2 protein-coding genes and 1 pseudogene are annotated in these 1,549 nt (G+C 64.1%); all 3 read right to left on the bottom strand.

Annotated features, from left to right (window positions below):
- Window positions 1-197, bottom strand: a pseudogene (locus tag WA702_RS28250) (alcohol dehydrogenase); the annotation flags it as partial.
- Between the two features lie 11 nt (window positions 198-208).
- Window positions 209-1,132, bottom strand: a complete 924-nt coding sequence (locus tag WA702_RS28245; RefSeq protein ID WP_425113832.1) for a transketolase family protein — start codon at window positions 1,130-1,132, stop codon at window positions 209-211.
- A partial coding sequence (locus WA702_RS28240) for a thiamine pyrophosphate-dependent enzyme (protein WP_425113831.1) occupies window positions 1,129-1,549 on the bottom strand: 421 nt, incomplete at its 5' end. The genes WA702_RS28245 and WA702_RS28240, both read right to left, overlap by 4 nt.

Genomic DNA, 1,549 nt, shown 5'->3' with positions numbered 1-1,549 from the left:
GTGCCTTCATGGCCCAGGCAATGCGGCACCCATTTGTCCTCGCCCTTGTCGCCGCGCCATTCCATCACCTGGGTGCCGCAGGCGCCGGAATAGGCGACCTCGACCAGCACCTGGCCGGGCTTCAAGGCCGGCGTCTCGATGTCGGCCAGGACGAGAGGCTGGCCGGTCTGGACCAGAAGGGCAGCTTGGGTTTTCATAATCTAAAATCTCAGCTCAACGCGTGGGCGATCTTGTCCGCGATCTGGTGGCCGGTGAGCCCCAGCATCTCGCGGGCGTATTCCTGCTCGCCTGATTTCTTGAAGAAGGCGTCGGGTGTGCCGAAGCGCAGGAACTTCTTATGCTGCGTTTCGGTGTCTACCAGCCATTCGGAGACCGCGGCACCGAAGCCGCCGATCAGCGAGTGCTCCTCGATGGTTGCGACCAGCTTGAAGCGCGCGAAGGCCTGCTTCAGTTTCTCTTCGTCCAGTGGCTTCACGGTGTGGAAGCTGACGACCTCGGCGGAGATGCCCTTGTCCTTCAGCTTGTGCGCGGCCTCGATCACCTCGGGCAGCATGTTGCCGGTCGAGAGCAGGCAGACGTCGGAGCCCTCGGAGATCGTGATGGCCTTGCCGATCTTGAAGTCGGCGATCGGTCCCTTGTGAACGACCGGCTCGCCCTTCTTGCCCATGCGGATGTAGACCGGGCGGTCCTGCTGCATGGCGGCGCGCAGCGCGCCTCGCACCTCGAAGGCATCGCCCGGGCAGATCACGACCATGTTCGGGATCGAGCGCAGGAACGAGATGTCCTCGCAGGCGTGGTGGGTCGGGCCGAGGCCGGAATAGGCCAGACCTGCTCCGACCGCAACGATGGTCACCGGCGCCTCGTGATAGCAGACGTCGGTGCGGATCTGCTCCAGGCAGCGCGTCGTCACGAAGGGCGTGATGGTGTAGGCGACCGGGCGCAGGCCGTTCATGGCCATGCCGGCGGCGACGCCCATCATGTTGGCTTCGGCCACGCCGCAATTGAAGAAGCGGCTGGGATGCTTGTCCTTGAACTTGTCGAACAGGCGGTTGCCGATGTCGCCCGACAGCATGACGACGCGCGGGTCTTCGTTGCCGAGCTTGGTCAGTTCGTCGGCGAATGCGTTTCTCATGACAGGCCAAGCTCCTTGTGCGCCTTGACGACTTCGTCTGCGGTCGGCGCGCGATAGTGCCAGTTGTTGTCGTCCTCCATGAACGACACGCCCTTGCCCTTCACGGTGTGGGCGATCAGCGCCACCGGCTTGCCGGAGCCGTTCGGGATGTTCTGCATGGCCTGCGCCAGCGCGCCGACGTCATGGCCGTCGATCTCATGGGCGTCCCAGCCGAACGCGGCCCATTTGTCGCGCAGCGGCGCCAGCATCAGCGTCTCGTTGGAGCGCGCGGTCGCCTGCCACTTGTTGTAGTCGACGACGACACAGACATTTTCCAGCTTTTGGGCAGCGGCGAACATCGCGGCCTCCCAGACCGAGCCCTCGTTATTCTCGCCGTCCGAGAGCAGCGCGAACACGCGGTAGTTCTCGCCCTTGATG

It is taken from the genome of Bradyrhizobium sp., from assembly GCF_049798375.1.
In the GTDB taxonomy this organism is placed as follows: domain Bacteria; phylum Pseudomonadota; class Alphaproteobacteria; order Rhizobiales; family Xanthobacteraceae; genus Bradyrhizobium.
This window is presented reverse-complemented; position numbering and strand designations above follow the sequence as displayed.

Bases quoted from the DNA above. Each gene is read 5' to 3' on its own strand.
- WA702_RS28245 (WP_425113832.1), bottom strand. From the start codon at position 1,132: ATGAGAAACGCATTCGCCGACGAACTGACCAAGCTCGGCAACGAAGAC.